The sequence below is a fragment of the Nesterenkonia aethiopica genome (assembly GCF_039534665.1).
GTDB classification, from domain to species: domain Bacteria; phylum Actinomycetota; class Actinomycetes; order Actinomycetales; family Micrococcaceae; genus Nesterenkonia; species Nesterenkonia aethiopica.
The window spans coordinates 24,200-31,401 of sequence record NZ_BAAAVT010000025.1 but is presented as its reverse complement, the minus strand read 5'-3'; the positions used below and the strand labels follow the sequence as shown (position 1 = coordinate 31,401).

Genomic DNA, 7,202 nt, shown 5'->3' with positions numbered 1-7,202 from the left:
AGATTCCTCGAAGGGGTCACCCGATGGCCGCGTCCACGTTCAAGACGAAGATGGTCACGGCCTCGGGAGGGTTACACCACTCTATGGGGCACTACTCGACAGACGAAGCGGCCAGTGCGGACATCTTCGACGGTTCGCGGCCTGGAGACCCTATCGGCGTGATGATCTTGATGCTGGGAGCCGCTAAAGGGCAGCTGCGAGAGGTAGCGAGGGATTGTCTGGTGTGATGTCCAGGCAGGTTGTTGAGTCTGCTGAATGGCGGGCCGCCGAGAGGTGTTCATGGTCGTCGTGCTGGGCGAGTGCCCCACCGGTGGGTGAGCCAGGCTTCTGAAGGCAGTCGGCGGATGATGATCACGCTGTTGGCCAGAGCGATCAGCGCGCCGATCACCCACCGCGGTGCGGCGTTCGGTGCAGACCGCGAGCTTCTTGAACGCGCGGTTGTGCCATGAGTTGGTCCGCTCCACTCTCCATCGAGCTCCTGTCTGCAATAGTTCACCTTTGGCGCTGATCACCTCGGCGTAGCCTCGACCTGTCAGCGGAGGTCTGGTCTTCTTCGAGTCATAACCGGCATCCAGGTGCACAATGAACTGCTCCGGCAGGGCTGTGCCGAAGCGCTCCAGCCTGCCCAGAGTGGGTCCCAGTAGTGGGGAATCATGGGCGCTGGCAGCCGCGGAGACACAGCCGATTGAAGCTCTGGGTTTCGTTCTGCTTCAGATCGGGATGCCGTTGGCGTCGGTGAGCAAGGAGCGTTTGGTACCCCATTTGCCCCGGTCTACTGGGGATTTCCCAGTAGCTTCGCCGCCGTAGGGTTCCTTGGTGATGCCACCTTCGACCACCACGTACTCGAGGTCCAGGCCGACGATCTTGTCATAAGCCTGCAGGCAGATCTGCTCCAAGACCAGGAAGACTCTGGCGGTGAGCCATTCATCCCGGCGGCGTCGGATCGTGGTCGCTGAGCAGGTCACATCGGCGAAGCGTTCATAGGTCGTCCCCACCACCAGAGACTGGACGAACCTGGTGAAGATGACACGGTCTGGAATCTGTGGTCGGTGACAGCCCAGAGGGTGAGTGTCCGCCACGGGTGGGAGTACGGCGTGGAACTGTCCCCAGAGGAGTTCTGTGATGGATGATGGCAACGCAGGCACGGGTGCTCCGGGGAAGAGAAGAGCTTTGGTTGACACCCTCTGATCTACCCACGCCCGTGCCTGCTCTATCTGATCAACATGCTGCAGTCGCCCCTATCGGCGGAACCTCTTATTCTGCCGGAGAAGCGGTGCCCTTAGAAGCTGACGGGGGAGGGTTCCGGCATCTCGCCGCTTCTCTCGTCCGGGCCTGGCTACGACGTTACCTTCTGCAGTCCGAGCTCCGCGGGGGCTCCCTCGGCACGGTAGTGGACTGCCGGACATGCAGCTCGGGGACCAGACGGATGTGCTGGGTGGCCCCACCGTCGGCGGGGGAGACGGCGGAGCTCGTGGCTCCGCCGCAGAGGGCGAGCACGCGCTCCACCGCCCGGCGTCCGACCTCCCGTTTGGGAGGGTCGAGAGCCGTGAGCGGCACGTCGGCCATCCCAGCGATGACGTCATCGTAGCCGATCAGCGAGACCTCGTCGGGGATGCTGATCCCAGCGTCCTCGAGCCAGAGGATAGCCCTGGTGGCCAACTGGTCGTTGTGCACGAAGACGGCGGTGGTGCCGTCCTCTATGGTCTGCAGCACGGCGGCTCGTGCCTCGTCGCTGCCGGGGGTGCCCTCCATGATGATCTGCGGGTCCTCTAGCCCGGCGTGAGCGGAGGCCTGGAGAAGTCCTTCCCGCACCCAGGGAGAGTTGGGGCCTGAGATCATCAGCGCCGTGATGCGCCGGTGCCCCAGCTGGATCAGGTGGCGCAGGCCCACCGCGGCGCCGACGTCGTGGGCGGAGTTGACGGTGTCCAGCAGAGCGCAGGGCCCCCCGGGCGAGGCCGTGCGCTCCACGAAGACCGTCGGTACACGCAGCTGGGCGAGCCGCTCCTCCTGGGAGGGCACCAGCCACCCGGTGGCGAAGTCCGGAGTGGGAGCCATGACGAGGCCGTCCACGCCCTTGGTTATGAGGCGTTCCGCCTGATGGATCTCCTTCTCCGGGCGATAGTCGGAGACGCCGAGCACGAGCTTCGCCCCGGCCGCGCCGGCGGCCCGCTTCGCCCCGGCGATAATGCCGTCGTAGTAGTAGTTACTCTCTGGCAGGACCAGGCCGATGGTCGGTGCGTCAGGGCCGGCGATCGAGGGGGCGCCCAGCGGCTCGACGGTGCCGTGTCGCCGGCGGATGGAGCCGACCGAGGCCAGATGCTCGAGGTCACGGCGCAGGGTCACGGCCGACACGCCGAGGCGGGTGGCGAGTCGCCGCGCATTCTGCGGGCCCTCCTGGGCGACGATGTCGACGATGCGACGGCGACGTTCCTCCACGCTGCGAGCCATAGCACCTTTCCTCCTTCGCGCTCGGCGGCGCCCGGTGAGTGTTCGTTCAGGATGATCGTTCATCGATCACACTACCCCAGGATGCGTCATGCATGTGACGTGAGTCATAGATGTTGACCGGTGCAACAGGTTTCAGATCCCCACAAAAACAGGGGAATTGCCGAAAAACTGATCGAATCCTTCGAGGTGATCGTCAGATGGTCGATTTAGTTTGACGCCCTGTCGCCGCCCGGGAAGTATGTGAGCAAGCACACATTGATGAAGGAGTTGCGATGACCAGCACCACCACCCCCCGCACCACCCGCACCCGGGCCGCCGCCGGCGTCCTGCTGACCTCCGCCCTGCTGCTCACCGCCTGCGGCGGAGAGGCTGACGGCAACAGCAGCGGTGACAACAGCCAGGCCGCGGAAAGCGACGGCCCGGTCGAAATCACGTTCTCCTCTTGGCTCCGCGGATCCCAGGAAGTCGTCGACGCGTTCAATGAGTCCCAAGATGAGGTCCAGGTGACGTTCCGCGAGGTCGCAGGCGCTGACGACAACTATCCACAGCTGACCAACCAGGTCGTCGCCGGCGACGCCCCCGACGTCGTCACTGTCGAGTTCCCCCGCGTGGCCGAGATGGCTAGTCACGGCGTCCTCGCCGACATCTCGGAGGAGGCCGGCGACCTTGTCTCCGGCGGCTTCGACGAGGCCAGCCAGTCGCTGGTGACCTTCGGCGGAGCCACCTGGTCCGTCCCGCTCGACGCCGGCGTCCTGCAGCTCTACTACCGCGAGGACCTCTTCGAGGAGTATGGCATCGAGGTGCCGACCACCTGGGAGGAGTACAAGGAGGCCGCCGAGACGGTGAAGGACGCTGACGACGACGTCCGCATCGGCTCCACGATCGTCGGCGACCCGGCACTGACCGCCGCCATCGCGTGGCAGGGCGGCGCCCAGTGGGGCGGCATGGAGGACGACGCCTGGATCGTGGACATCGACTCCGACGAGACCCACCAGGCGATGGAGATCCACCAGGAGATGTTCGACGAGGACCTCGTCTGGGACGAGGACCACCCGGTCCTGGAGCAGAAGCAGGCTGACGACGAGCTGCTCTCCGTGATCAGCGGATCCTGGTACGCCGGCGGCCTCGAGGCCACCTACGAGGACCAGGCGGGCGACTGGCGCGTGGCGCAGCTGCCCGCCCCCGGTGACGAGCCCGCCGCCGCGATGTTCGGCGGCTCCACCTTCGGCGTCTCCACCAACAGCGAGAACGTCGAGGCCGCCGTGACCTTCATCGAGTGGATGACCACCACGGAGGAGGGCATCGAGGCACGCATCGCCGACGGCGCCTCTTCGGTCTTCCCGATCAACGAGACGGCACGCTCCGCCGCGGCGGACGCCTTCGACACCTCGTTCTTCGGCGACCAGGACATCTACGAGGTCGCCGGCGAGGGTCTGGCCGCCATCCCCGAGGGTTGGGTGTGGGGTCCGAGCACCGCCACCACCTTCTCCACCCTGGGCGACGAGAGCGCGGCCGTCCAGGACGGCCAGGCCACGCTGATGGAGATCTTCGGTGACGTCGAGGACGCCACCGTCAGCGACATGGAGAGCCGCGGGCTCGACGTCCGCTGACCTGGTTCTCCGCCGGATGCGGGCCGATGACCCACTCGGTGACTCGGCCCGCATCCGCGCGTCAAGGGTCCGCCGCAGGCAGCCGTCGCCAGTCGACGGCGGCCGTCCCGGCCGCCCACTTCCCCGTTCCTCCCCTCCCGATCCACCTCTGAGAAAGGCCGCGCCGTGACCGTCGCCCCGACCACAGGGAGAACGCCCCGGTTCCGCATCCGTCGGTCCAGCCGGATGGCGATCCTCTTTCTCTCCCCCTTCTTCCTGCTGTTCTTCGCCTTCACGATCTCCCCGATCGTCTACTCGGCGTACCTCAGCGTCTTCTCCGAGACCACCAGCGGCCTCGGCCTGGGCGCCACGGAGCGCACCTTCGTCGGGGTGGCGAACTATGCGCGGGCCCTGCAGGACAGCACGTTCCTCTCCGGGTTCGTCAACATCGCCCTGTACTGCGTGATCTACATCCCCACGATGATCGGGCTGGCCCTGGTGCTGGCCCTGATGCTCGACTCCGCCGTCGCCCGAGCCCGCGGCTTCTTCCGACTGGCCTTCTACATGCCCAACATCGTCCCGGGCCTGATCGCCGCGATCATCTGGGTCTACCTCTACACTCCGGGGGTCAGCCCCCTGGTGGACGCCTTCGAGATGACCGGCGCGAACTGGTCGATGTCCGGCCAGCTGGCCGCGCTGCTCTCGCTGTCGAACATCAGCGTCTGGCTGCACACCGGCTACAACGTGATCCTCTTCTACGCGGCCCTGCAGGCCGTGCCCCGCGAGGTCCTCGAGGCCGCCCGCGTCGACGGAGCCGGCCCGATCCGGACCGCCTTCGCGATCAAGGCGCAGATGATCCGCGGTGCCGTGAGCATGGCGACCCTGTTCACCGTGGTCGGGGCGCTGCAGCTCTTCGCCGAGGTGCTGCCGCTGGCCAACCGCGCCACGGCGATCGACAGCACCTGGACCCCCAACATGTTCATCTACCAGGTCGCGTTCGAGCGCCATGACTTCGGCTACGCCGCGGCGACCGCGATCGTCTTCGCCGCCCTCATCGGCGCCATGTCCTGGACCATCACGCGCATCGAATCGAAGGTGAAGCCATGACCGCCACCGCTCCTGCCGCCGGCCTCGCGCAGCCCGGCGCCCCGGTCCCCGCCGCCCCGGAGCGTTCGCACCGGAAGATCGGGCAGCGGCGGCCCCGCTGGGCCTCCAAGGGTCTGGTGAACATCGTGCTGGCGCTGTTCGCCATGTACACGCTGCTGCCCCTGACCTGGCTGGTGATCGCCTCCACGAAGTCCACCTCGGACCTCTACGGCACCGCCGGCTTCGCCTTCGCAGACATCAACATCCTCTCCAACCTGGCCACCCTGTTCACCTGGAGCGACGGGATCTTCCTGCGCTGGCTGCTGAACACCCTGCTCTACGCGGGCGTCGGCGCCTTCTTCTCGGTGTTCGTCTCCTTCATGGCCGGCTACGCCTTCGACAAGTTCGACTTCCCCGGCAAGGAGCGTTGGTTCGGCTTCGTGCTGGTCGGCGTCCTCGTGCCGGCGGCGGTCACCACCATGCCGCTGTACCTGCTGGCCTCCAACGTGGGTCTGGTCAACACCTACTGGGGCGTGTTCCTGCCGCAGATCGCCAGTCCCTTCGGCGTCTACCTGGCTCGGATCTTCGCCAACAGCTACGTGCCCAACGAGCTGATCGAGGCGGCCCGTCTCGACGGTGCCGGCGAGCTGCGGATCTTCTTCCGCGTCGCCGTGCCGCTGATGAGCCCCGGCATCGTGACCCTGCTGCTGATGACCTTCAGCGCCATCTGGAACAACTTCTTCCTGCCGCTGGTCATGCTCAACGACGCCAAGCTGTTCCCGGTGTCACTGGGCCTCTACTCGTGGAACCAGCGCACCCTGGCCGATCCGGAGTTCGCCTCCTTGGTGGTGATCGGCTCGCTGGTCGCGATCCTGCCGGTCATCGCCCTGTTCCTGTCCCTGCAGCGGTTCTGGAAGTCCGGACTGGGGTCGGGGGCGATCAAGTGAGCGCCCTCGCCATCACCCCTGACTCCCCGCAGGACCACACGTCCGGGACGCGGCAGAGCATCCGGGACGGTCGGCCTCGGCCCCGCGCCGTGCTGGCGGTCGAGCCGTGGATCCCCCACAACATCTTCACCCCCACGGCCCGGGAGCGCCTCGGTGCGCTGCTGGACCTGGAGGAGGAGCTGCTCACCGCGGAGACCCGACCCGCCCCGGAGAACCTCGCCGAGGTGGAGGTCATCGTCGCCGGCTGGGGCTGCCCGCTGCTCGATGAGGACCTGCTGGACGCGATGCCCCGGCTGCGGGCGGTCATCTACACGGCCGGCTCGGTCAAGGAGTTCGCCACCCAGGAGCTGTTCCGCCGCGGCGTACAGGTCACCAGCTGCGCGGACATCAACGCCATCCCAGTGGCGGAGTACACCGTCGCCGCAGTCCTGTTCTCCGGCAAGCGGGTGCTCCAGATCGCCCGGGACTACCGGGAGAGCCGGGACTACCGGCCCTTCGACGAGGTGCCGCGGCCCTGGGGCAACAACGGGCTGCGCGTCGGCATCGTCTCCGCCTCGCGGACCGGTCGGCTCGTCGTCGAGCGGCTGGCGCCCTTCGACGTGGACATCGCCCTCTACGACCCGACGCTGACCGAGCCGCTGCCCGGCACGCGTCTGGTGAGTCTCGAGGAGCTGCTCGCAGAGTCCGACGTCGTGAGCCTGCACGCCCCGGCCATCCCCGCCACGGAGCGGATGATCGACGCCGAGGCGCTGGCGCGCATGCCCGACGGCGCCACGCTGATCAACACCGGCCGCGGCAGCCTGGTGGACGAGTCGGCCCTGCTGGCCGAGCTGAACACCCGGCGCCTGCACGCGGTGATCGATGTGACGGTGGAGGATCCGCCGCCCGCCGACTCGCCCTTCTTCGACGCCCCCAACCTGATGCTCACCCCGCACATCGCCGGCAGCCAGGGCAACGAGCTGCTGCGGCTCGGGGACGCCGCGTTGGAGGAGGTCGAGCGGTACGTGGCCGGCCGGCCGCTGACCCGTACCGTGAGTCTGGACAGCCTGTCCTACAGCGCCTGACGCGCCGGACCTGACGCGCGAGAGCCGGACGAGGGAGAGCCGGACGAGGGAGAGCCGGACGCGCCGGC

5 protein-coding genes and 1 pseudogene are annotated in these 7,202 nt (G+C 67.3%); 4 read left to right on the top strand and 2 right to left on the bottom strand.

Features of this window, described 5'->3' with window-relative positions:
* Positions 1-277 precede the first annotated feature (277 nt).
* Both ABD658_RS14545 and ABD658_RS14540 read right to left on the bottom strand, forming a co-directional pair.
* A pseudogene (locus ABD658_RS14545) lies at positions 278-1,145 on the bottom strand (transposase family protein).
* A gap of 199 nt (positions 1,146-1,344) precedes the next feature.
* Positions 1,345-2,448 (bottom strand): substrate-binding domain-containing protein, encoded by a 1,104-nt coding sequence (locus ABD658_RS14540; RefSeq protein ID WP_344680680.1) that lies wholly within the window; start codon positions 2,446-2,448, stop codon positions 1,345-1,347.
* A gap of 272 nt (positions 2,449-2,720) precedes the next feature.
* On the opposite strand from ABD658_RS14540, the gene ABD658_RS14535 reads away from it, so the two are divergent.
* The 4 genes from ABD658_RS14535 to ABD658_RS14520 all read left to right on the top strand — a co-directional run bounded on the left by ABD658_RS14535 (position 2,721) and on the right by ABD658_RS14520 (position 7,134).
* Complete coding sequence (locus ABD658_RS14535; RefSeq protein WP_344680678.1) at positions 2,721-4,058, top strand: ABC transporter substrate-binding protein; 1,338 nt, start codon at positions 2,721-2,723, stop codon at positions 4,056-4,058.
* A gap of 225 nt (positions 4,059-4,283) precedes the next feature.
* A complete protein-coding gene (locus ABD658_RS14530; RefSeq protein ID WP_344680676.1) occupies positions 4,284-5,144 on the top strand; it encodes a carbohydrate ABC transporter permease in 861 nt (286 codons plus the stop codon).
* Entirely contained in the window at positions 5,141-6,070 is a 930-nt protein-coding gene (locus ABD658_RS14525; protein ID WP_344680674.1) for a carbohydrate ABC transporter permease, read from the top strand. The genes ABD658_RS14530 and ABD658_RS14525 overlap by 4 nt, the downstream gene beginning before the upstream one ends.
* The gene (locus ABD658_RS14520; RefSeq protein WP_344680672.1) at positions 6,067-7,134 is read left to right on the top strand and encodes a hydroxyacid dehydrogenase; all 1,068 of its coding nucleotides are present in this window, start codon (positions 6,067-6,069) and stop codon (positions 7,132-7,134) included. Before ABD658_RS14525 ends, ABD658_RS14520 begins: the two co-directional genes overlap by 4 nt.
* Positions 7,135-7,202 lie beyond the last annotated feature (68 nt).

Excerpts from the sequence above, each read along its gene's own strand:
- ABD658_RS14540 (WP_344680680.1), bottom strand. The coding sequence starts at position 2,448 with ATGGCTCGCAGCGTGGAGGAACGTCGCCGTCGCATCGTCGACATCGTC.
- ABD658_RS14535 (WP_344680678.1), top strand. The coding sequence starts at position 2,721 with ATGACCAGCACCACCACCCCCCGCACCACCCGCACCCGGGCCGCCGCC.
- ABD658_RS14530 (WP_344680676.1), top strand. The coding sequence starts at position 4,284 with ATGGCGATCCTCTTTCTCTCCCCCTTCTTCCTGCTGTTCTTCGCCTTC.
- ABD658_RS14525 (WP_344680674.1), top strand. The coding sequence starts at position 5,141 with ATGACCGCCACCGCTCCTGCCGCCGGCCTCGCGCAGCCCGGCGCCCCG.